Source organism: Novosphingobium malaysiense (genome assembly GCF_000802225.1).
Classification (GTDB): Bacteria; Pseudomonadota; Alphaproteobacteria; order Sphingomonadales; family Sphingomonadaceae; genus Novosphingobium; species Novosphingobium malaysiense.
Window position 1 is genome coordinate 80,477 of the sequence record NZ_JTDI01000005.1, and the last position, 21,966, is coordinate 102,442.

Sequence of the window (21,966 nt, forward strand, 5' to 3'; positions counted from 1 at the left end):
CGATGTTGACTGCTTGTGCGGGCGCGTCAAACGGATAGGGCGACCAGGATTGCCGGGGGAAGGCCAACAACCCAGACGTCGCTCAAGACGCGCAGCCAGCGCGAGGCATGGCCGACTTCCATAAACTCGCGCAGCACGAACCGCGCCTTGATGACTGCGATCACGACCACCGCCATAGACACGGTGAGATCAGGCTTCATGACGTTGTCTTGTCCTGAGCTGATCAGCCAAGACAGCAGCGTCACGATCGTGAGCCCCAGCCACACGGGCGCGATCCGCCCTTTGAACAGGTACTGCATCGGCTACCTCGTCAGATACATCAGGGCGAAAATGACCAGCCAGAGCAGGTCAACCATGTGCCAGAACGCTGCCGCCGATTCCGCCGTCGCCACGTTGCGGCATGTCGGATCCTTCACTTCCAGGTACAGCCGAAACAGCGCCAGCAGGCCGAACAGCACGTGCAGCAGGTGGACGCCAGTCGTCCAGAAGTAGAATTGCGAGAACATGTTGCTGGTGAAGACAAAACCGTGCCCGACTTCCACCGTCCATTCGCTGATTTTCGAGACCACGAAGACCAGCCCGCAGGCCATTGTCGCAAGCGTCCAGCGGCCGGACGTATCCCAGTCGGCCGCGCGCATGGCCTTGAGAGCAGCGGCGAGAAACCACGAACTGACCAGCAGCACCATCGTGTTGAACAGGCCGAAGCCGAGGTTCAGGTTTCGCTGTGCCGAAAGGAACACGTCGTGCTGCCAGTTGCGCCACAGCGCATAAGTCACGAAATAGCTGCCGAAGATGAACAGGTCCCCGACGATGAAGATCCAGATTCCGTCGAGGGGATTGGCGTCATGTCGCTGGGCCTTGTCGATCTCTGCAGGCGTCAGGTCGAGCGACGAGTCGGCGTTGGTCGATGCCATGGTGCGCGCTTCCTTCAGGCGGGTTGCGGCGACAGGCCGGACGTTGAGGCGACGGAGGTTCCGCGGCTGCCCGGCAGGTTCGCGAGGCGCATCGATCGGAACCGGTCCTTGGGCGGATCGACGCGCTTGATGGCGTAATAGAGCATGAAGACGTAAATGACCTGCCAGCCGATGTAGACGATCGTGTCGATCCAGAACGCGATCGTCCCGTTCCATGAGAATGGGCCAGTCTGCACGATCACCGCCGGGCTGACCAGAAACTCGGTCGTGAAATTCCAGATGCAGGTGTAGCCGAACCACTTGGGGAACAGTCGGCTCTTGTCCGCCAGGATAGCGTAAGTCCAGATCAGACTCCCGAACAGAAAGAAGCCCATCGTCCCATCGAACGAAATATAGGTGGCATCATAAAGCAACTGCAGCATGGCTGGATCACGATCCGGCCGCAGTGAGGCGACCGACATCGTGAACGCGCTCATGTAGGCGCCGGTAAATCCGCCGCCGCACATCGCGAGCATGTAGGCGTATCCCCAAGCCTTTGCGTGAGGCAGGTCCATTTTCATGATCAACCAGCCAATGAGGCCGTTCGCCCAGACGAGGAAGGCGAGGGAAACCAGCATGACCCCGAATCCCAGCCTGATCTCGAAGCCGTAGCGGGTGAAGAATTCGACCACTTCCGCTTGAGACTTCGACGGATCGGGCGGCGGCATCATGTGGGTGATGGTGAAATAGACCATTCCCATGATGTTGTATGCAATGGGAATGCTCCACCAGGCTACCCACAAATCGGCCTTGGGGTTATGGCGCAGGTGCCAGCGTGCCTTGGCAACCATGCCCGACGGGATCGGAGGCGCTGCGGCGCTCATGCCGCCAGGTCCCGCTCGGCCAGCCGGTTGCGCGCGGTCCAGGCGGCCGCGAACATGGCCGCATTGTAGATCGCGAATGTCCCGATCCTGAGATCGAAAGTCAGCCATCCATTCCACGCGAGTGGGCCCGTCAGGTATAACGCGCCGAAAGCGGCCGGCACCCAGGCGATGGCGGCAAGGACGTTGAGCCAGCCAACCCAGATGGGAAAAACGCGACCGTCCCGGTCATCGAGGAAAACCGCGAAAGCGAGGGTGACAGCCTGCCCGATCAGGAAGCCGGTGGGAACGGAAAAGCAGATCCAGCCCAGGTCGTTGAGCAATTGGATCGCTTCGGGCGCGCGGTCAGGGCGATAAGCGGCAACGATCCAGAAGCAGTTTGCCGCCGCGAACATGCAGGCCCCTCCCAGCGTCACGGCCATGTAGACCCACGCCAGCGGGCCGCCGCCATGCGACATGCGGCCCATCTGCAGCGCGATCATGGCATAGAGGCCAACCATCCCGATCTCGAACCAGTTGAAAACGATCATTGCGTACTGGACGCGTGTGGCATTGCCGCTGTCGGAATAGAATGCGGCCACATCGGCTGCCGAGAGCGTTGGCGGCAGCGGCGTCCACGTCGGAAATACGAGGAATGCCGCAATCCAGATCATGCCGATGACCGGCACGGACAGAAGCAGCGTATGGTCGAGTATCCTGGGCATCGTCTCTCCCCAACGTCCCGGCTTGATCGTCAATGGGTATCCGCTTCTATGCACTTATGCAATAATATATTGCATAAAGGATGTGGTGATGCGTAACGTTGCGGTGTCCACGCCTTTGCTTTTGCGGCAAGGTGAGGTCCCGAAACGAATGGGGATGTCCCAATTGACTGTTCCGATGGATCGACAACTTGATCGCCGCGTCCGCAAGTCACGGCAGGCGTTGCGCTCGGCATTGCAGGAACTGTTGCTCGAGCAGCCGTTCGAGCAGATATCGATGCAGGAAATCGCTGAGCGGGCCGACGTCGCCTACACCACATTCTTCCGCAATTACGCAGACAAGGACGCTTTGCTTGGCGATCTTGCGCAGACCCATATTGACCGGCTGCTCGACCTCTCCCTGCCGCTCTTTTCGGCGAACGACAGCACTGTATCTACGCTCAGGCTGTGTGAGTATGTGGCAGAACACGACAAAGTCTGGACCGCTTTGCTTACGGGCGGGGCGGCAGCACAGGTCAGAAAGCTTTTTATCCAGCGGACCGACGCGCAAGCCGATCGGTGGCCTGCCCAACCCACCTGGCTGCCGCCTGCATTCGGAACGACTGTCCTGTGCAGCATCACGTTCGATCTCTTGGCCATCTGGCTCAGCAAGGAAAGGCAGAGGACGACCGAGGAAATTGCGGCCATGCTGGCCCGTTTCTTCCGCGTGATCGATGAGGCGTGATGAAAGCTGCAAGACATCGGCGCCCAGCGCGATTGCTTCCCGTCCAGTTCCGATCCAGCCTTTGCCCTCAGGGGCGCAATGCCTGCGGCACATCGCCCACACGGAGCTTGTCCATCGTCTCCTTGCCAAAGGCATCGTCCAGAAAGTCAGGTGCCAGACCGCCGAGTTGCTGCCCACCGTCGGCCGCGAAATTCTGCCCTGTCACCCAGCCTGCTTCGGGCCCGGCGAGGAAGCGGATCGCGCGGGCAACGTCTTCGGGCTCACCGGTGCGGCCGAGCGGGGTGATGGCAGCGTAGCGTTCTTCGGTGCCCTCGGTCTCGTACATGAATTGGGTCGCCTCCGAGCGAGTCATGCCCGGCCGCACCGAATTGACGCGAATGCGAGCCGCGCCGAGTTCCAGCGCCGCAAGTTCGACAAGCCGCTCGACCCCGGCCTTCATCGCTGCATAGGAGGCAAGACCGGTTGAGGACTGGGCGACCACTGCCGTGGAGACACAAACGATCGAGCCGCCCCGCGCCGCCATCAGCGGGGCACTCTCCCGGATGGCGAGAAACGCGCTGAGGAAGTTGCGTTTGAACACATAGAAGATGTGTTCGGTCGGTTCTATCAGCAGGGGTGAATAGTTATTGCTTCCACCGACTGCCGGAACGACGATGTCCAGCCGACCGGCAATAGCGTGCGCCTTTGCCAGCGCCCTACGCACATCCTCCTCCTCCGTCGCATCGCCGGCATGTACTTCGACCCTCGCCTCGGGTGTCGTTGCGAGGATATCGTCTCGTGCAGCCAGCAGTGCATCCTCGCGCCGCCCCATGATCGTGACAGCGGCCCCATCTTGCGAGAGCATCAATGCCGTTGCCTTCCCGATACCGCTGCTCGCCCCCGTAACGAGAGCGGTCTTGCCTGCCAGAATCTTCGTGCCTGTCATTCGAATCTTCTCCCGATCCGCTGCCGTTTGGATCAGCTTCGTGGTGCCGATCATTCATTGATGACGACGCAATCCTTCATCGGCGATGTCCTGCCGGTAACGCAATGCGACGCTTTTCACGAGAGCATCACGCAACATCGATTCTGAAGTGGCAGCGGGGATTTCATCGGGGCATGCTGAAGCTGGCATCGGCGGACGCCACATTGATCAGGCAGCGCGAAAGCACACGACAGACTATCGAACGTCGGCGCGTGCAGCACCGCGGCCGCCCACAGGAGGCTTGTTCGATGGCTGTTGCCATATGGGAGCTTCTTTACGCCGGCCGGTGTGTCACAGGATTTGCGCGTGCCGGGTTTATCAGGGGCTTTGTTCTGCTGTTGGCCAACAAGATCGCAAAGAATGTGATGGGAGAAACGGAATGGACCTCATGCTCAAGGGGCGGCGGGCGCTGGTAACCGGCAGCAGTAGCGGTATTGGCGAAGCAATTGCCCGCCTGCTGGTGGAGGAAGGCGCAAGCGTTGTCGTGCATGGCCGCAATCTCGAGCGCGCCGAGCGGGTGGCCGGCGAGATCGGCGCGGCGGGCGTGGCGATCGGCGAATTGTCCGAAGACGGCGTGGCACAGGCGGTCCATGATCAGGCCTTGGCTGCACTCAGTGGCAGCGTCGAGATTCTGATCAACAACGCCGGGGGCAATTCCGAAGGCAATACCGCGAAGGCTCCGGCGGAGATCCCGGTTGCCGATTTCATGTCGAACTACAAGGCCAACACGCTCGGCGCGGTCCAGCTTTGCCAACTCTGCGTGCCTGACATGGTCGCGGCGAATTTCGGGCGGATCGTCAATGTTTCGAGCGCGGTCGCCATGCAGCCCAACTACATGGGCACGGACTATTCAGCGGCCAAGGCGGCGCTCAACAACTTCACCTTGAGCCTTGCCGGTTCGCTGCGCGGGGTGAACGTGTGCGTCAACGTGCTGACGCCGGGTGTGATCCTCGTCGATGGTCTCGTCCGGTTCGGGCGGATGAAATTCGGGGATGACAGCCTGACTGCCGAGCAAGTCAACGATCGCCTTGCAGCCGAGGCGGTATTCGAAGTTCCGCCAGCCGGGCGCTTCGGCATGCCCCGGGAACTGGCCATGGTCGCCGCGATGCTCGCGAGCCCGGCCAACGGTTTCATCACCGGGGCCAATTATCGCGTGGACGGCGGACAGACGCGCGGGCTCAACTGAGGAGGTTTGCGATGACGCAGAAGACATACAAGGTCATCCAGTGGGCCACCGGCACGGTCGGGAAGGCGGCGCTGAAGTACTTTATCGAGAACCCGGTGACCGAATTGGTCGGCGTGCTTGTCACCAATCCCGAAAAGGTCGGTAAGGACGCGGGCGATATCGTCGGCCTGGCCAAGACCGGGGTAATTTGTACTGACAGCGAGGACGCGATCCTTGCCATGGAGGCGGATTGCGTTCTTTTCGCGCCCTCGATGATGACTCCGCCGATCGACATGGTCTGCCGCCTGCTGGAAAGTGGCAAGAACGTCGTCTCGCCGGCCGGCCCTTTCCTGCCCAACAAGTTCATTCCCGAACACGCGGCGCGCGTCGAGGCAGCGTGCCGGGCGGGCAAGGCCTCGTTCCATGGTTGCGGTATCCATCCCGGCTATTCCGGCGACATCCTGCCGCTCACGCTGGCCCGGCTGATGAGCCGGATCGATTGCATCGAGGTAACCGAGATCATCGACAAGGTGCGCAACCCGATGATCTACACCGAGATTATGGGTTTCGGGGCCGATTGCGACGAACTGTTGGCGAATCCGCGCCGGTCGCCGGAAACCTACAAGCATTTCTATTCGTCGATGACGCTGATCGCCGAAGGCCTTGGAGCCGAAATCGACGAGGTGACGGTGAAGTTTGAGGTGTCGAAGGCCAAAGTCGACATTGCCCACGAATTCGGGCTGGTGAAGGCCGGGACTTGCGGCGGACAGCACTACGAATGGACCGCCTGGTCAGGCGGCAAGCCCCTCATCGTCTATCACTTCTACTGGCAGCTCGGCACTGAACTCGATCCTTTGTGGGAGCAGGGTGAGGCGAAGTACCGCGTGCGTATTCATGGCGACCCGCCGCTAGAATGTCACCTGATGGCGATGGAAGATGCCGACGGGCGGCACCCCTTCCTTGGCATCCCGTGGACGGGCCTCGTCGGCTGCACGGCCGTTCCGCAGGTCTGTGACGCAGCTCCTGGAGTGGTGACGCACATCGATCTGGGTGTGGTCCAACCGCGCGGGCTTGTCCGCCGATGAAGAGGGGCTTGCGAATGTCCGAGTCGGGCTGACGCCGCCGCTCGGAAAGCGCGGTCGCTTGGGGATGCGCACCCGCCCCGTGGCCAAGGAGCCAAGTTTTTCTTCCATGGGGCGAACGAGTAGCCCTATGGATTCGCAAGCAGCAAGACGAGGAGACCGGTATCGGCCGGCCCGTTCCCCTGGGAGATAATCATGGCGACAACGGTATTCGCGGAACCGGACTTCTTCACCGATCATTCGGTTCTGCTCGACCCTTACGAAGCTCTCGATGCGGTCCGGTCGCAATCACCTGTCCGTCAAATGGAAAATCATGACTTTGTGATGGTCACCGGTTTTGCAGAAGCGACAGCCATACTGCTCGATGGCGAGCATTTCTCATCGGTGATTGCCGCAGCTGGCCCCACTGCTCCGCTACCGTTTGAGCCCAAGGGCAACGACATCACCGCGCAAATCGCCGAACATCACCATGAATTCGTCGGCCACGAGACATTCCTGTCCTATGACGGCCGCGAACATTCCGCTCGCCGCGCCCTGCTCAACGGGTTGTTCGCCCCCTCGCGCCTGAAGGCCAACGAACTCTATATGCAGGAGCTTGCCAATCGCATGGTGAGCGATGTCGTGGCCAGGGGTGGGTGCGAGATCATGGGCGAACTTGCCACGCCCTACGTCACCTATGTGATCGCTGATCTCCTCGGGGTACCGAAAGAGGATCGCGCCGAGATCACGGAGACCCTCGCAAACGCGCCTCTCCCCGGCGCTGTCGACGACGCCGACGCGGGCGCATCACTGGCGCCGCTGGCGGAGAAGCTGGGCCGCATGTTCGGTGGCTATATTGTCGACCGCAGGGCTAATCCCCGCGACGATGTGATGAGCGTGCTGGCGAACACGCGCTTCCCCGATGGCACTTTGCCCGAAGTCAGCGAACTGATCATGCTTGCCATATTCCTGTTTTCCGCAGGGCAGGACACCAGCGCAAAGCTGATTGGAAATTCCGTGCTCTACCTGTGCGATAACCAGGAGCTGCAGTCACGCCTGCGGGCAGACCGCAGCCTGATCGCCCCGTTCCTTGAGGAGATGCTTCGGCTGGAAGGCTCCTCGAAAGTCACGCACCGGCTGGTAAGCAAGGACACGACCGTTGGCGGTTTCCATTTCAAGGCAGGCATGAAGGTTGTGATCTCGCTGGCAGGGGCCGACCGCGATCCGGTGCGTTGGGAAGAGCCCAACACGTTCAGGCTCGACCGGCCGAAGGTCAAGGAACACCTCGCATTCGGCCGTGGCGCCCACACGTGCATCGGCAACCCGCTGGCCCGCGCCGAAGTGCGAGTACTGTTCGAACGGCTGTTCGATCGCACCTCCGAAATGACGATCTCGGAAACGCGCCATGGGCCTTTCGGCAACCGGCGGCTGGACTACGAACCCAGCTATATCGTCCGCGGGCTGACCGAGCTGCATGTCGATTTGAAGCCTTGAGCCGACGTCTGCCAGAGCAAACGGGCGGATGGACACCGGCTGAAAGACGGGTTTCGGGAATCTACACACCGGTTTCGACCGTAACGGCCTTGTCGTGCGGTATCGGCAGGCGATGGGCGTTGCCGAGAAAGAGATAGCAACCGTGGAGTGGGCTGGGCGACATCGATACGGTGAAATGGTCCGAATCCCCGGTGCCTCCAAGTCGGAGTTCCACCTCTCTAGATCGTGGTGATCTGCATCAGTCGGCGCGGTCGGGGGCGGATTGCTGCACATTGCTGTCGAGAGCCGGCCCGAGCGTTTCTATCAATGGGGTGAGCCACTGTGCGTAGTTTCTCCAGTGCTCGAGGCCATCGGTAAAGATTGGTCGGCGAACCTGTTCGGAGCTCGCCGTCCTTACCGCCCTGTCGTTGTTGTAGAATTCCAAGCATGCCTGTTCGAACGGGACGCCGATATAGTCGAGCATGCGGCGGACCTGGGCGTCGGTATTGGTCACCATGTCCTCGTAGGCGACCCGGTGCACGGCGCCGGGAGCGGCTGTCTCGTAGGCGCTCATCAGGTCGACGTAATCGCGGTAGTAGCGGCCGATGTCAGTGAGGTCGTAAGAGAACGTCTGTCCTCGGGCGAAGTGTTGCTTCCAGCCGGAAAAACAGCACGACAGCGGATGTCGCCGAGCATCGATGATCTTGGCGTTCGGAAGGATCAACTGGATCAGGCCGACATGCTGCCAATTGTTGGGCATCTTGTCGATAAAGTACGGCCTGCCGGTCTTGCGGTGCACCCGCGTCCGCTCGATATATTCTTCGCCCAGGCGTGCGCGATCGGCGGGGGAAAGCGATGAAATCAGGGCGCTGAAATCGGGAAATTCGCCTTCGTCCAGTCGCGATTGTAGCCGTCCGGCGATCATCATCATTTCCGGCAGTTCCATCGTTCCTTCCACCTGGCTGTGGCTGGCAAGGATCTGTTCGACCAGTGTCGATCCCGAGCGGGGCAGGCCGACAATGAAGATGGGGTCTGGCGCCGTGCAGCCGCCGGTGCCCATTCGGGTGATGAAATCTGCCGTAAACGTCTGGGCGGCCGCTGCCGCTTCGGAAGAGAACGCATCGGCGTCATGGCGGATCATGCTGCGTCGCAGGCGGTTGCCCTGATCGTAATGATGGAAAGAGGCGGCATAATCTGTCGCATCTTCCAGCGCCTTGCCCAGTGAGAAATGGAGGTGGAAGATGTCTTCCCGCCTGTCCTCCCTTTCCCGCTCCAGGTCCGCGAGAGCCTGGTTCATCGCGGCAATGTCGTCCGGCCCCAGTTTTACCGTCTTGAGATTGGCGAGGCTCCACCACGCTTCGCCCATGGTGGGCTGGTGGAATACCGCCTGGCGATAAGCGTGCACGGCCTCCGACTGCCGGCCCAGCGTCTTCAGGACGTGGCCCAGATTTTGCCAGACCTGAGGTTGATCGGGGTTTTGCGCGAGCAGCTTCTGGTAAAGTTGCTCCGCCTCTTCCTGATGGCCGAGCCGTACCAGTACCGAGGCCTTGAGGAGATCGTGGCCAGGGCTCCTGATCGGCGAGGCGCCAAGCGTCTCGGCGTGTTCCAGCGCTTCGCGCAGACGGTTATTCTGAAGCAGCAGGCGGACGAGGAAGTCCCGGGCAAGATCAAAACCCGGTGCCAGCTCCAGAGCGCGCTCGACCCATCTCAGGGCCGCCGTCATGTCGCCGCGCCGCCAGTTGACCTCGCCCAGCAGGCGGCAGCCTGCCGGATCTCCGGGCTGCCGCTGGAGCCGGGCTTCGAGCAAGGACGCGCTTTCGTCCAGACGGTCCTCGTTCATCGCAACGGCTGCCTTGAGCAGCTCGGGATCGCGGGAGGATGCGTGCACACCGGAAAGATCGGCGCGCCACGCGTCTTCATCGCGGCATGATTTTCGCAATTCCTTGGCCAGCAGGAACCAACCGCTCGCGACGGTGGGCTGGCTGCTCGTCAGGTTTTCCAGTGCGAGGATCGCATCGTGCGTCTTGCCTGCTTCGCTGGCAGCCTGCGCCAGTTCCCAGAGCACCGCCGGCACGCGCGAATGGGTGCGGGCCAACGTGGCGAGGCGCGGGAGAGCCGCGGCCGGCTTGCCCATCCTGCGCAAGGCCTGGCATGCAAGCAACTCCGCCGGGGGCAGGCCGGGCGCGCGTTTCAGAATGGTCTCGGCCTGTGCCAACGCCGCTTCCGGCCGGTTGTCCAGCAGTGCTGCTGCCTGGGCCAGAGCGTCGGGCAAGGGCGGGTTCGGCGCTGAGGCGGGGGCATGTGCCATCCTGGCAGGAGCTCTCATGAACGCTGATCTCGGGCCGGATCTGCTCCGCCGGAAGTGGACCTCAATTCGCTGGAAAGGCAGCCCGTACGGAACGCTTGCGCCGTTGCGTTTCCGAGCGTGACCGACCGTGAAAATTTGGAAGCGATCCCCATGCGATTCCTTTTTTGCACTGCAACGTCAACCTAGGACGATCGTTATGATTCGTCGAGGAGAGCCGGCAAAAAAATTTCTCAAACATCGGAATTAGGCGCTTGACAGCGCTGCTTCGGGTGGCACTATTCAATTTAGGACGGTTGTTCTGGATGCTGCATCCGCGAAAAGTCCGTTTGATTCGAAGTATGAATGTTCGGCGTTTCCGGCTCTGCCGGAGGCGGGCCTGAAGGGGGTTCCTTCGGGGCAGGAGGTGTGCGTCTTCGTCAACTCGAAAGCGAGTGTGGGGACGGTCGGTGGGGCCGGTCCGCAAGAGGCGGACGGTCAAAGGGAAAGGAGAGGATCAATCCGGTAATTCAAGGGGGCATTCAACACATGAGCATTCCTTCGAGGTCGCGAAAAGCATGCATGGTTTCCTTGCTTGCAACGACAGCAATCATCACTCCTCTTCTGGCGCCGGCGACTGCGCTGGCGGAAGAAGCTTCGGACGCGCCCGCTGCCGCGGTGGGTGAGGCTGACGGTAGCCAAGGCGGTCTGGGCGACATCGTCGTGACCGCGACACGCACGGCCGAGAGCGTGCAGAAGGTTCCGATCTCGATGCAGGCGCTGGCAACTGCGAAGCTTGAACAGCGTCAGATCAAGAGCATGTCGGACTTCGCCAACCTGCTGCCTTCGGTCTCGTTCGATGGGCTTGGTCCGGGGCGCCAAAACCCCTATTTCCGGGGCATCGTGCCTGCCGGCGGCCGCTATGACGCGACCGGCTATTACATCGACGACATGCCCATGATGTCGCTCAGTGCGGGCATCACCAGCGGTTTTCCGGATATTCACGTCTACGACCTGGAACGCGTCGAAGCGCTCGCGGGCCCGCAAGGCACGCTCTACGGCGCCGGCTCGCTTGCGGGCACGATCCGGTTCATCACCAAGAAGCCCGTGCTCGGGAAGTTCGAACTGGGGTATGATCTCGAGGTCAACAAATACGACGCAGGCGATTTTGGCGGTGTGGCCCAAGGCTACGTGAACATCCCGGCCACCGACAATCTGGCGATCCGCGCCATGGGCTTCTACCGGCACGACGGCGGGTACATCGACAACATTCCGGGTACGCTTACGTACAACCTGGGTGATGACAATCCTCTGACCAGCTACACGATGACCAACGAGGAGTTCGTCAAGGACAACTACAACCCGCTCTATTCCTACGGCGCCCGCATTCAGGCGCTCTGGGAAGTGGCGCCGGGCTGGGAAATCACGCCGCAGATCACCGCCCAGGAGCAGATCGCGTACGGCTATTTCAACTATGACGCATCCACCGAAATCACGGGCGATCACCAGAATCCCGGCGGCGATCTCGTCGTCCACGATTATGAAGAGACACGCCAGCTCGACAGGTGGTTTCAGGCCTCACTGGCCATTCACGGCCATATCGGCGACTTCGATCTGGTTTCGTCCACCGGCTATTACAAGCGCCGGATCAAGCTGATCAACGACTATACCTACTATACCGTCGCCTACGACCAGTTCTCATACTACGAAAACTATCTGCAGTTCTTCGACCGGAATGGCGAACTGATCAATCCGACGCAGTATACCAAGGGCAATTCGTTCCAGGACAAGTTCAACCAGGAAATCCGCCTGACAACGCCGAAAAGCTGGCCGTTCGATGTGACCGTGGGCGGTTTCTATCAGTGGCAGAAGAACAAGATCAACAACGACTATGCCACGCATGGTCTGGACGACATCATCGGCTACACCGCCGGCGGTTCCTATTCGGAAGGGGGTAACACGACCACTCTCGACGGCTTCGGGATCCCGATCGAGGACGGCGGCACCATGATCACGCTTCCCGCTGCCCTGCGGCGCGAAGCCTTCTATCTGAGCGAATACAATCTGACGATGAAGGACTCGGCGATCTTCGCCGAGGGCCATTACGAAATCGTGCCGAACCTCACGCTCACGGCCGGTATACGCTATTTCTGGACGGAATCGGCATTGATCGGTTGGGGTGGTATTGCGGGCAAGGCGCGCTATTCGTCTTCGGCCTGGTATTTCCCGACCATGTCGGTCGGTTGCCCGGTTCCTTTCACGGATCGACTGGACTGCGTCAGCACGAACCCGCTGGCGGCCGACAAGACCAACCGGTACAAGGAAGACGGCGAGACCCACAAGCTGGCTCTGACCTGGCAGTTCGAGCCCAGCAAAATGGTGTACTTCAACTACTCGACCGGTTTCCGACCGGGCGGTGCGAACTCGCCTGTCAGTATCCGCGGCACCGCGGTTCCCGCGCCTTCCTACAAGGCCGAAACGCTGACCAACTTCGAGTTCGGCTTCAAGACGACCTGGGCCAACATCTTCCGGTTGAACGCGGCCGTATACTACGAACAGTGGAAGGACATTCAGTACGGGGTTCAGGTGGTCGGCGCGGCCGGTGGCGGCTTCACTGGCAACGCGGGTGACGCTCGTGTCTACGGTGTCGAATTCGACGCCGACCTCAAGCTGGGCGATGTCACTATTTCCACTTCCGGCGCCTATACCGATGCTGCGCTGGATGGCAATTTCTGCGCCTATCGCATTGTCGGAGAGGCCGGCTTCGAAAAGTACGACAGCTGTACCGAAGAAGACGGGAACGTCGCCGCCAAGTCCGGCACGCGGCTTCCGCGCCAGCCGAAGTTCAAGGGCAATACGTCTGTCAGGTACGAAACCTACCTTTCCGATGAGCTCTCCGGCTACGTTCAGGGGGTGGCCTATTACCAGACCGGCGCAACGCAGGACCTGAATGAAACCTATGCCGAATTGCTGGGCGATACGAGTGGCTTCACATCGTTCGATCTTTCGTTCGGCGTGAAGAAAGACGGATGGGGTGCCGAGATCTTCGTCCAGAATGTGTTCGACAAGCGTGGCTGGCTCACCAAGAACACGTTCTGTCAGATCCAGGTCTGTGAGCATTCCTCACGCGTGTACCCGATCAAGCCCCGGTTCATGGGCATTCGGTTCGGCCAGAAATTCTAGGTTCCTGACGGAAAGACTCTTGGGCCTGCCGTGGTATTTCCGCGGCAGGCCTTTTTTATGCGCGCGGGGTGACTGAAGCGTTGAATTGAACCCATGCGCGGCCGGATCAGGCGCGAAGGGCCGCCCGAAGCGCGTCGATCCGGTTCTTGCAGTTGGCCGCTGTGCCGAGAGTTTCCAGCGCGCGCGCGGCAAAGCCCGACATCTGTGCGGTCGCAAAGCTGATCCCGTGGATATTGCGGCGCTGGGGCACGCCGGGGATGGGCCTTGGCAACCCCGATGCAGAAAAGTGTCCGGACCCGTCCGTCGCCGCGCGGAAGGTTTCGCGCGGACAATCCCAGTCGAGGCGCACGGACAGCACGCCCTCGCATGCGCCGGGATAGCAGGGCGTTTCTTCCACCGCGTACGGCGCCACCACGATTGAGCCCGCATCGCGCGCCCTCTCGACAGCAGCGGCAAAGGCCGGGGCGTGGGCCGGGTTGGTCGAACCGAGGCTCAGGTTGATGATGTCGGCGCCTTGCCCGGCTGCCCAGTCGATGGCGGTGATGAGGGCGTAACCAGTCGTCTTCAGCGCATCATGGAACACCCGGACGGGGATGCACGACGCGTCCGGTGCCTTTTCCTGTATCGCGGCGGTAACGGCCGTGCCGTGCCCCATTCGATCGAGGGTGGCTTCGGGGCCTGTATCGATCGTCCCGTCCCCGGCGATCGCGGCGCCGGGCAGCAGCAGGGACGAATTGATGTGATCGTGCCCGGGATGGACGCCGCTGTCGATGACGGCGATACGAACGCCTCGCCCTGTGGTCGGCAGAGTCATCTTATCGGAACTGGCTCAGCATGTCCGGTCTTTGCCGGGTTTCCACCTTTCCCTCGACCAGCGTGACGGTCATGTCGGCCATCGAGGCCAGCGCCGGCTTGTGCGTGATCACGATGATCGTTGAGGTCGGCAAGGCTTGCCTCAGCCCTTCCGCGACGACGCGCTCGGTGTCGTCGTCGAGGGCTGCGCTTGGCTCGTCGAGAATGAGTACGGAGGGGCGACGCAGCAGTGCGCGGGCGAGGGCCACACGGTGCCGCTCGCCAACGGAAAGCGCAAGGCCGCGTTCCCCGGTGTGGGTGGCGAGCCCTTCGGGAAGCCGCGCGATAAGCGAGGCGAGACCGGCGAGCCGGGCCGCTTCTGAAATGGCGCTGTCCGTTGCCTCCGGGCAGGCAAAGGCAATGTTGTTGGCCAAGCTGTCGTTGAACAAGTGCGGCGCCTGATCGACCATGACGACCGCGCGTCTGAGATCATTGAGCTTCAGCGAGCGCAGATCGGTGCCATCGGCAGTGATCCTGCCCTCGTCGGGATCGAGGTTACGGATGACGAGATCGGCCAAGCTCGATTTTCCGGTGCCGCTCGGCCCGAGGATCGCGCAAAACCGGCCCGCGGGAATGGACAGGTCGATCCCGTCGAGAATGGCTCGCCCGCCATGGCGGAAGCTGACCTGCTCGAAACGCAGCTCTTCGTGCAGGCCGTCGAAGGGAAGGGCGTCCGCGCATTCGGTTACGTCGGGCTGGGTATCGAACAGCGTGAAGATCCGGCCGAGCGAGACGCGGGCCGAGGCGAGCCCCGAAACCAGCCCCATCAGGACCTGTATCGGTGAGAAGAGCCGCGACTGGTAAGTCATGAACGCCACCAGCGTGCCGATCGTCATCTTGCCGGCAAAGATCTGCGCGCCGCCATAGAGAATGACGGCCGACGACGACGCGGTCAGCAGCGTGCCGGGCAAGGCGCCCGCCGTAAACGACGTGAGCTGCATCTTCATCATCGCGGAAACGAAGGCGTCGTTGCGCTGGCGGAACCGGCCGATTTCGTGGCTCTCCGCATTCAGCGAGGTGACGGTGCGCATCCCCATGACGGTATCGACCAGCAAGCTGCCCAGATCCGCCCCTCTTTGGCGCATCACCCGAGTGAGCGCGGTGAGCTTGCGTTGGTAGTGAACAAAGAGGCCGATGCAGACCGGCATGATGACGACGCCGATCAGGAACATGACCGGATCGAGCCAGAGCATCAACACCACGCAGCCGACGAGCATGAGCACGTTGCTGAGCACCGAGAGCAGGGAATCGGCCGTTACGCGCTGGATGTCGCTCACATCGCTGTTGATCCGCGACATCAGGTCGCCGAGGCGGAAACGCGCGTAGAAGCGAGGCGAGAGCCGCTGCAGGTGTTGCAGCAGGGCCGCGCGGATATCGAACAGCATGTCGGCTGATGCCGATACGTAGCGGTAGCTCGAGAACATGTTCAGCGCGAAGCCGCCCAGCGAGACGAGGATCATGGCGCCCGCGATCTGGACCAGCGCCTGCATGTCGCCGCGCAGCAGAGCCTTGTCGATCATCAGCTTCGACAGATAGGGCTGCATGAGGTTGAGCGAGGTCGACATCAGGCTGAGCACCAGGACAAGTGCCAGCGGCCGGTAATAGGGCTTCAGGAACGGTAGCAGCCTGCGATAGCTCGACCAGCCGGCGATCTCGTCGTCGGGCGCCCTCCCGGCGGCTTCGTTCGCCTCCGACTTCATGCGGCCAGGGACCGGGGAACGAGGCGGAAGCCTTCCAGCGCATAGCGGGGGGGCGGCTCGCGTTCGAGGCGGGCGCTGCATGCGGCGAAGCCTTCGGCCAGGGTCTCCTGCTGGGCGCGCCACCAGGGCCCGGTCCCGCCGGAAGCGTAGAATTCGAAGCAGAGGCGCAAGTGTCGCCGCATGGACGCTGTCATCATGGCCCGATAGTGGCCGAGGAGCGCCTCTGGCTCTTCCCCTTCGCGATAGGCAACGGCGATGGCCGAAACCAGGATGGCCTGCCGCACGGCCAATGCCGTGCCGTCGCCGCAGATCGGATCGAAAGCCATGGAGGCAGAGCCGCAGGCCAGCTGGCCATTCCGGGCCATGGTGCGCAACATGCGGGGCGTGGTGTCGAATTGCGCGGCCTTGCCCGCATCGAGGATGATGCGCGGGGCGAGGTGGCGGCTTTGATCCAGCAGTTGGGCGCAAGGGGCGCCGATCGCAAGTAGCCAGCCGCTATCGGCGCTGGAGGGTATCATGAACAGCCAGCCCTCCTCCACCGCCTCTACCCAGCAGGCATCGGCATCGCCGGCGTCGAGCAGGCGCACCGGCGCGGTTTCGCCGGCCCTGTCGCCGAAGCGCACCAGTCCGTCGTCGGGTTCGGTACGCAGGGTGGTGATGGTCATTTCCACGTCTCCCGCGGCGAGGTCCGCGTAGCGGGCCTGGCCGGACGGTGCGAAGTCCAGATCACCGGCACCGAGCATCACGGCATGGTGCGGAAGTTCCACCGGCTCCTGCCCGCCCCATGCGACGATACGGCGGGTTATGCGGGGCCTGTCGGAGAACAATGCGGGCAGATCGAGGCAGTCCCGCAGCAATGCGCGCGCCGGATCGCTCAGCATGAGGGCGGGTATCGAAACGCGCGGATGGGGGGAGCGCTGAAGAATGGCCCCTTCCTTGGTCAGAAGGTGGTCGCAGCACGCCGCCGCGACGCCGCCTCCGATGATCTCCACCGTCCAGTGCACGCTCAAGGCAAGGTCAGCAGTCCGGCCATCGTGATGTCGTTCGTCAGTTCCCAATCCTGTTCGAACTTCAGGGTTTTTGCGTCGTAGACGGCGATGTCGTAACCGGCGCCGTAGATATACAGCTTCTTCCCGTCGCGCGACATGCTGAAATAGAAGCGCGAGCGGCACGGGAACTCGGCCTTGTCGAGCGCGGTGTTGGTCGTCAGGTCGAAATGCCAGAACTCGCAGCGCTTGTTCCCGAGGTCGCCCATCACGGCGACCGTGTAGCCGTCCTTGCCATCGGGCGTCACTTCCAGCCCGGCCATCTCCTCGGGTGCGGGACCGATGGGCTCGAAGTCGAAGGTGCGGGCACTCAGATCGAACCGGGCGATGCCGAACACCTTGTTGTGGATGTAGGGATCCTCGGAATTGAATACCGAGACGTAAGTGCCCGCCTGCCGCAGCGTTTCCAGGCCGCCACCCATTCCGACGTTTTGCATCCCGGGGAAATCCGGCTTCTGCAGGTCGATCCGGTCGACGACCTTGAGGTCGGCGGTATCGACGACGAGAACCTTCTTCTGGAAGACGTAGAGGGTCTTGCCATCGGGCGCTATCGCAAGCTTGGTGCGATAGCCCGGGCTTTCGTCCTCCGGGTCGAAGTCGACCGCCTTCACGACCTCGCCGCTTTTCAGATCGACCTTCATGAAGCGCGGCTTGCTGAAGCGGTAGAGGTCCGCTTCCTTGTCGATGCGGTTGCCGACGATGTAGAAATAGCGACCGCTCTGATCGGGAACACCGCCGCTGAAGCGGTAGCGCGTCACAGGCGTGTTGAGGCTGACGCTCGAGATGATCTTGCGGGATGCCGCGTCCATCACTTCAATGCCGCCGGTCGTCAGCGTGGTGATGTAGATGCGCTTCCCATCTGCCGAAAACTGGATGTTCGTCGGCAGGCCGGTCTTGAGATCCACCTTCTGGACTACCTTGCCGCTGGTGTCGTCCACCATCTGGATCTGGTCGGGATAGCCGCCGAGCACGATCGTGGCAGCCTGGGTGGACGCTGCGGCGGTGGTGGCGCCGAGGGCCGCGAGTGCAAGGCGAAACATCTTCATGCTGAGGGCTCTTCCTCGAGAAATGCGTCAGGGCGGGTGAGGCGCGTCGATCAGGGAAAGACCAGATCCAGGTTGCGCCAGTCCTTGGTGGCGACGGCGCAGTTGCTGGCCCAGTCGGGCGAGTAGTTGACGTGATCGGGGACCTGTACCGGCCAGAAGCAGGTGACGTAGCAGTCGTAGATGTCGCGCTCGACCGGTTGGCAGAGGCCGGCGGTGCCGCCGCCCGCATCGACTTCCCAGCCGGGCGAGAAGGACAGGGTGCAGCCCATCGGCACGTGCGGCTTGGGCGCCTGCTGCTGAAGGGCGACGACGTCCTCTTCCATCAGCGAGGCGGTCTCATCAATCCGGGCTGCCTTCCGGTTGACGGGGCGAAGATGCTTCATGACAAGCCCTTTCGTGATGCAAAGCGGTCCAGGAATTGGGGATTGAGCACGGAGACTGCGCCGTAGATGCGCAGGCACGTGTCGGTCCATTCGCGGATCCAGTCGCAGTAATGGAGATTGGCGTGGCCGGTGTCGCCATAGCGCACGAAGGCCTCGTGATGGCATCCACCCGCGCAAAGCGGTCGCGCCCAGCAGCTCTGGCACTCGTACTTGGCCTCGACGTGCCCGCGTGAGAGGAAGTCCTCGCGCTTTTCGGTGTCGATGTCGGTCGAGATATGGCCCAGCGTGTGGGTGTCGGCATCGGTGAAGCGATGGCACGGCGACAGGTCGCCCGAGGGGCTGACGCCCAGCAGACCGAGGCCGGCACCGCAGGGGTGCGACTTGTTCACGCCCTGGATCAGTTCGCCGATCGTCTCGCTGACGTTGGAGAAGCCATGCATCTCGCCGCGCAACGCATATTCGAGCCATTCATCGGCCAGTTCATGGAACTGGCGCAGGACCTCGTCCATGCCGTTGTCGTCGATCCTATAGTCCTGCTCGCCGGAATTGGTGACGGGAGCAAAACCCACCTCGTGAAAGCCAAGGTCTTCCTTCAGGTGGCGGAAGATCCGGATCACGTCGGTGACGCCGTCGGTCAGCGTCACGCGCGCGGTGATGGCCCGGGTCCGGTGGTTGGCGATCAGCTTGCGCAGGCGCGGCTCGATGACGGCATAGCTGCCCTTGCCCGACTTGTAGACGCGGCGCTTGTCCTGAAGATCGGGCGGACCGTCCATGCTGACGGTGACGCCGATCTCGTTGTCGGAAAGGAACGCGATGATCTCGTCGGTCAGCAGCGTGGCATTGGTCGTCAGGCTGAAGCCGATGCCGCGCCCCTGCGCCTCGGCCTGTTCGCGGGCATAGGCGACCACTTCGCGCAGCAGCGGGAAGTTCATCAGTGTTTCGCCGCCGAAGAAGGTGATGTGGACGGCCTGCCTGCCGGCGGACTTGCGCAGGAGGAAGTCGACCGAAGTCTTGGCCGTTTCCAGCGACATGAACTTGGGCTTGCCCTGCGGCGTGGCGATCTTGTCCGCCCCGAACTCGTAGCAGTAGGTGCAGGCCAGATTGCACTGGTTGGTGATGTTGAGCACCAGCGCCTGCAGCGGAAAGTCGGCCGGCGGCGCGCTGGGCGCGGGCGTGGGAGAAAGGCTGACCTTGTCGGACACGATCCCGTGCACGAACAGAAGTTCGCGGATCAGTTCCTCGGCGTCCTGGCGCGTATATCCGCTTTCCAGCAGGGCATTGACGAGTTCGCCATGGCTCAGGCTTTCGGTTTCCAGCCTGCGCAGGACGGCATGGGCACCTTCGTCGAGCGCAAAGATGGCGCCGGCGGAAACCAGATACATAAAGGGCTGATCGGCCGCGCTGAATTCATGCATTTCGCCGAGGCGGTAGTGGCCCGAGGGAATGATGGTCATATCGTTCATTGCGAAACCTCCGGCTGATCCCAGCGCTTGTAGGCGGGCACGGTCGTGACGAGGTAGGCCTGCGCGCTCAGCGGCTTGCCGTCCTTGCCGTTCAGTGTCTTGGCGGTCGCGACGATCCAGACTTCGCCATAGTTGTTGCGGCTGAAGCGGCGCTCCGGGTTCGGCCCCTCGACGTTCGGCGTGAAGAAGCCAGCATTGTCGAGCTGCCCGACGAACTTGATGTCGTTGTCGTACGTAACGGTCGGGAATTCCTTCATGGCCCAGTTGGCATCCACGGGCATGATGGGGAAATCGTCGTCGGTGCCAGGCTTGCCGTCCGGTCCCTTCGACCAGGCGGTGGCCTCGAATTGTTCGTAACCCTTGCCGTATTTTATGCCGCCGAGGTGGGCCAGCGCGGTCTCGGGCGTGACCTTCATGTAGTCGACGGAGCGGTAGACGGGCAGGGCCTTGGGCAGGACGGTGCCGTTGAGCGCGACGTCGTGAAGGCCGACGATGGCTTGCGGCGAAACGTCGATGGTCGCCACGGCTTCGCCGGGAGACAGCACAGTGACCTTGCGCACTGTAACCCCGCCGCCGAAGTCCAGGTCGGCCGTCGACAGGTCTGAAGGAAGCGAAGCGCCGTAAATGTGAAGGTCTGTGCCCTTTGATCCGGTCTTCACGCCCAGCGGCGAAACCGCGGCCAGCACTGGCCCCCCGGTAACACGGGTCATTGTCACGTCTACGCCGAATTCGTGATATTCGCCCCAGTACCAGCGGCCCTGGGCGCTGGACTGGTCGGGTGCGAACCACATCGTCTCGCGCAATGTGCCTGCCATGTCGTCGGGCTTGGCCGGCTGGCCGCTTCCGGTTGAAGTGCCGCGCCAGGAATAGCCCGCGTAGACGAGGCCCTTGCCCGAGCGGGTCATGGTCTGGCCGGTTTCAAGCGAACGCAAGGTTGTGGTCGTGGTGAAGTCGTCGCCCGCCGGGGCAATCGTCATCTCGCCCACGAACCGCCCCTGTCCGCGCAGCTTGCCCGAGAGCACCCATGTGCCGGCAAGCTTCGGCGTCCGGATGCGCGGGCGCCAGTCGGCCCATGTCGCGCTGTGGAGGTTGGCCTCCTTGCTCAGCCAGTCGAGCGCGACTTCGCCGCGGGTGATCGGCTTTTTGGACGAATCCTCGGGTTCCGGCTGCCCCTCGGCCGGTTGGCTCATCTGATAGTCGGCCTGCGAGTAGAGTGCCTTGTGCATGTTTTGCAGCAAGCCCCATTCGCGGCGGCTGCGGCGCGAGGACATCGGCTGGGCAAAGGCATGGCACGATGCACAGCCATGTTGCACCGCTTCGTTGGGAATGATCGTCTCATCCTGGATCCGGCGCTCTGTAAAGTACATGACCGGCTTGGCCTCTTCGGGCGAGAGCCCGTGCCAGGTCCCGAGGTACTTGACCACGTCGCGCGCTTCCTGCGGCGTGATGGACAGGCCATTGAGTTTGACCATGCGCTTGATCGCCTGAGACCACCCCTCGGGCGTCGCGCGGATCCACGAAATGCGCGAGAGATTGCCCTTGTCGTCAGGGGCGTGGCACGAGCCGCACTTCTCGATGGTCAACTTGTCGGTCACCGGGATGCCGGCTTCCCTTTCGATCCAGTCCGCCGGATCGAGGTCAGCCTCGTTGTCCGTCTTGACTTGCGCGACGACGATCGAAGCGGAAAGGACGCTTGTTGCCAGCAACGGAGCCAGCACGAATTTCCGCGCACCCGCGCGACGCCAAGTGCCCGTCCGGGCGGCTCGTGCGGCCACCTCCGAGGAATGTTCGTTTGTTGTGCTGCCGCATATCTTTCCGTCCATATCCTCGTGTGAAGCGGTCATATTTGAAATGCCCCCAAAGACCAGAAAAACTGCGGAATCTCGATCCAGCGATTCAAATATAGGACGAATGTCAAAATTAGGTCAAGCGACAATTTTTGTGCGTTTGCGAAGAAGGGGCCTGGTTGCGTTCCTGCCACTCGAGGCTGCGCTGGGTATGGATTGATGTGACCTAACCTGACCTGACGAACCGCGGGCGCGCCCTTAGCTGAAACGGCAGGAGTCCGACCGATGTCGCCGCGTGGTTGCCCATTGTTTTCGCCTCGACGGCATGCGGCCAACGGTTAGGGAACGGCATGCCATGGG

18 protein-coding genes are annotated in these 21,966 nt (G+C 62.1%); 5 read left to right on the plus strand and 13 right to left on the minus strand.

Translation table 11 applies throughout. The features are described 5' to 3' along the window. Positions 1 to 26 precede the first annotated feature (26 nt). From LK12_RS16085 to LK12_RS16100, 4 genes are read right to left on the minus strand one after another with little or no spacing between them, the layout of a single operon-like run. Positions 27 to 299: a cytochrome C oxidase subunit IV family protein gene (locus tag LK12_RS16085; protein ID WP_039286280.1), complete on the minus strand. Its 273-nt coding sequence runs from the start codon at positions 297 to 299 to the stop codon at positions 27 to 29. A 3-nt stretch (positions 300 to 302) separates the two neighbouring features. Next, positions 303 to 914, minus strand: a complete 612-nt coding sequence (locus LK12_RS16090) for a cytochrome c oxidase subunit 3 (protein WP_052223486.1) — start codon at positions 912 to 914, stop codon at positions 303 to 305. Positions 915 to 928: 14 nt separating this feature from the next. Beyond that, the gene (locus tag LK12_RS24960; protein ID WP_197063552.1) at positions 929 to 1,777 is read right to left on the minus strand and encodes a hypothetical protein; all 849 of its coding nucleotides are present in this window, start codon (positions 1,775 to 1,777) and stop codon (positions 929 to 931) included. Continuing rightward, a complete protein-coding gene (locus LK12_RS16100) occupies positions 1,774 to 2,478 on the minus strand; it encodes a hypothetical protein (protein WP_052223488.1) in 705 nt (234 codons plus the stop codon). The genes LK12_RS24960 and LK12_RS16100 overlap by 4 nt, the downstream gene beginning before the upstream one ends. A gap of 88 nt (positions 2,479 to 2,566) precedes the next feature. On the opposite strand from LK12_RS16100, the gene LK12_RS23880 reads away from it, so the two are divergent. Beyond that, positions 2,567 to 3,199: a TetR/AcrR family transcriptional regulator gene (locus LK12_RS23880; RefSeq protein WP_197063553.1), complete on the plus strand. Its 633-nt coding sequence runs from the start codon at positions 2,567 to 2,569 to the stop codon at positions 3,197 to 3,199. Positions 3,200 to 3,266: 67 nt separating this feature from the next. Here the strand turns inward: LK12_RS23880 and LK12_RS16110 are convergent, their stop codons facing one another. Beyond that, positions 3,267 to 4,124 (minus strand): SDR family NAD(P)-dependent oxidoreductase, encoded by an 858-nt coding sequence (locus tag LK12_RS16110; protein ID WP_039286827.1) that lies wholly within the window; start codon positions 4,122 to 4,124, stop codon positions 3,267 to 3,269. Positions 4,125 to 4,542: 418 nt separating this feature from the next. Between LK12_RS16110 and LK12_RS16115 the strand changes: the two genes are divergently transcribed. The 3 genes from LK12_RS16115 (at position 4,543) to LK12_RS16125 (ending at position 7,883) form a co-directional block, all read left to right on the plus strand. After that, positions 4,543 to 5,349 carry an SDR family NAD(P)-dependent oxidoreductase gene (locus tag LK12_RS16115; RefSeq protein WP_039286282.1) on the plus strand — a complete coding sequence of 269 codons (807 nt, stop codon included), beginning with the start codon at positions 4,543 to 4,545 and terminating at the stop codon, positions 5,347 to 5,349. An 11-nt stretch (positions 5,350 to 5,360) separates the two neighbouring features. Beyond that, a complete protein-coding gene (locus LK12_RS16120) occupies positions 5,361 to 6,413 on the plus strand; it encodes an NAD(P)H-dependent amine dehydrogenase family protein (protein ID WP_039286284.1) in 1,053 nt (350 codons plus the stop codon). A gap of 192 nt (positions 6,414 to 6,605) precedes the next feature. Next, positions 6,606 to 7,883 carry a cytochrome P450 gene (locus LK12_RS16125; protein ID WP_039286286.1) on the plus strand — a complete coding sequence of 426 codons (1,278 nt, stop codon included), beginning with the start codon at positions 6,606 to 6,608 and terminating at the stop codon, positions 7,881 to 7,883. Between the two features lie 238 nt (positions 7,884 to 8,121). Here LK12_RS16125 and LK12_RS16130 read toward each other — a convergent pair whose 3' ends face one another. Then, complete coding sequence (locus tag LK12_RS16130) at positions 8,122 to 10,170, minus strand: tetratricopeptide repeat-containing sulfotransferase family protein (protein WP_039286288.1); 2,049 nt, start codon at positions 10,168 to 10,170, stop codon at positions 8,122 to 8,124. A gap of 558 nt (positions 10,171 to 10,728) precedes the next feature. Between LK12_RS16130 and LK12_RS16135 the strand changes: the two genes are divergently transcribed. Then, on the plus strand, positions 10,729 to 13,329 hold the full coding sequence (locus tag LK12_RS16135; protein WP_052223491.1) for a TonB-dependent receptor: 2,601 nt from the start codon (positions 10,729 to 10,731) through the stop codon (positions 13,327 to 13,329). A 106-nt stretch (positions 13,330 to 13,435) separates the two neighbouring features. On the opposite strand, the gene qhpE is transcribed toward LK12_RS16135, so the two are convergent. From qhpE to peaA, 7 genes are read right to left on the minus strand one after another with little or no spacing between them, the layout of a single operon-like run. After that, a complete protein-coding gene (gene qhpE / locus LK12_RS16140; protein ID WP_082010559.1) occupies positions 13,436 to 14,143 on the minus strand; it encodes a subtilisin-like serine protease QhpE in 708 nt (235 codons plus the stop codon). Position 14,144: 1 nt separating this feature from the next. After that, positions 14,145 to 15,881: an ABC transporter ATP-binding protein gene (locus LK12_RS16145; protein ID WP_052223492.1), complete on the minus strand. Its 1,737-nt coding sequence runs from the start codon at positions 15,879 to 15,881 to the stop codon at positions 14,145 to 14,147. After that, entirely contained in the window at positions 15,878 to 16,873 is a 996-nt protein-coding gene (locus LK12_RS16150) for a hypothetical protein (protein WP_052223493.1), read from the minus strand. The genes LK12_RS16145 and LK12_RS16150 overlap by 4 nt, the downstream gene beginning before the upstream one ends. A gap of 14 nt (positions 16,874 to 16,887) precedes the next feature. Continuing rightward, on the minus strand, positions 16,888 to 17,973 hold the full coding sequence (locus tag LK12_RS16155; RefSeq protein ID WP_039286294.1) for a YncE family protein: 1,086 nt from the start codon (positions 17,971 to 17,973) through the stop codon (positions 16,888 to 16,890). 50 nt (positions 17,974 to 18,023) lie between these two features. After that, entirely contained in the window at positions 18,024 to 18,356 is a 333-nt protein-coding gene (gene qhpC, locus LK12_RS16160) for a quinohemoprotein amine dehydrogenase subunit gamma (RefSeq protein WP_039286296.1), read from the minus strand. Beyond that, on the minus strand, positions 18,353 to 19,819 hold the full coding sequence (gene peaB / locus LK12_RS16165) for a quinohemoprotein amine dehydrogenase maturation protein (RefSeq protein WP_231568385.1): 1,467 nt from the start codon (positions 19,817 to 19,819) through the stop codon (positions 18,353 to 18,355). The genes qhpC and peaB overlap by 4 nt, the downstream gene beginning before the upstream one ends. Continuing rightward, positions 19,816 to 21,537 (minus strand): quinohemoprotein amine dehydrogenase subunit alpha, encoded by a 1,722-nt coding sequence (peaA, locus tag LK12_RS16170; RefSeq protein WP_039286298.1) that lies wholly within the window; start codon positions 21,535 to 21,537, stop codon positions 19,816 to 19,818. The genes peaB and peaA overlap by 4 nt, the downstream gene beginning before the upstream one ends. Between the last annotated feature and the right edge of the window lie 429 nt (positions 21,538 to 21,966).